Genomic DNA, 796 nt, shown 5'->3' with positions numbered 1-796 from the left:
AGGAAAGAAAGGAAGGTGAGTGACCGTGATAAGCGGAGGGGAAGCGGCAGACCAAGTCGTTAGGATGTCACTGGAAACCGGAGAGGTAGCTTTAAAGATTACCGGCCAGGGAGCCAAACATTTGGCTGCGTTGCTCTATGCAATTTTAAAGGAACAGAAAAAGACTCGTGGCCGGATCAGAATGGAAAGCTTGATTCGTTCCGGCAAGCCATTGACGGTATTTTCCGTAAAAGAAAGCGATTTGAAAGCGTTTGTGGAAGGGGCGAAGAAGTATGGCGTTCTGTATTGCGCTGTCCGCAATCCTCGTGGTACTTCCGATGGTATGGTCGATGTGATGGTGAAGCAGGAGGATGCTGTACGGACTAACCGAATCGTTGAACGTTTTAAGTTTGCGGAAGTTACGGAAACGGCCACGGTAAAAGCGGAAATTGAGCAGGCCAGGGCTGAGAAAGGAAAGCAGGCTTCCGGGCAGGAGCCGGTGGAAAAAGGCCGAAGGTCGAAAGATGCGGCTGATCGGCTGGCAGATGAGCTTTTAGCAAAACCGGTACAAAAAGAGGGGGAATCTTTGGAAGCCCCTTTTCCGGAAAAGACGGAGAACTACCGTCCGTCCGAGCCTATCTCAAAGAAGCAAAACAAAATCGCAGAGGGTACTTCTAAGCAGCCGGAGGACAGGCGTTCCGTACGGGAAGAACTAAAAGAAATCCGGACGACCAGGAAGAAAGAAGCGGAACTTCCGCAAAGAAAGGAGAAGGAAAAAAACACCGGCAGTCGAGGCGGCCAAAATACACACAGGCAA

The 796-nt window shown here is 50.5% G+C and carries 1 protein-coding gene; it reads left to right on the top strand.

Features of this window, described 5'->3' with window-relative positions; genetic code table 11:
• Positions 1-19 precede the first annotated feature (19 nt).
• Positions 20-796, top strand: a 777-nt coding sequence (locus NE619_RS17875) for a PcfB family protein (protein ID WP_256133844.1), incomplete at its 3' end; no start/stop codon positions are given.

The organism is Anaerovorax odorimutans, assembly GCF_024459955.1.
Lineage (GTDB): Bacteria > Bacillota > Clostridia > Peptostreptococcales > Anaerovoracaceae > Hominibacterium > Hominibacterium odorimutans_A.
The sequence above is the reverse complement of the archived record's forward strand: the minus strand, read 5'-3'. Positions and strand labels throughout refer to the sequence as shown.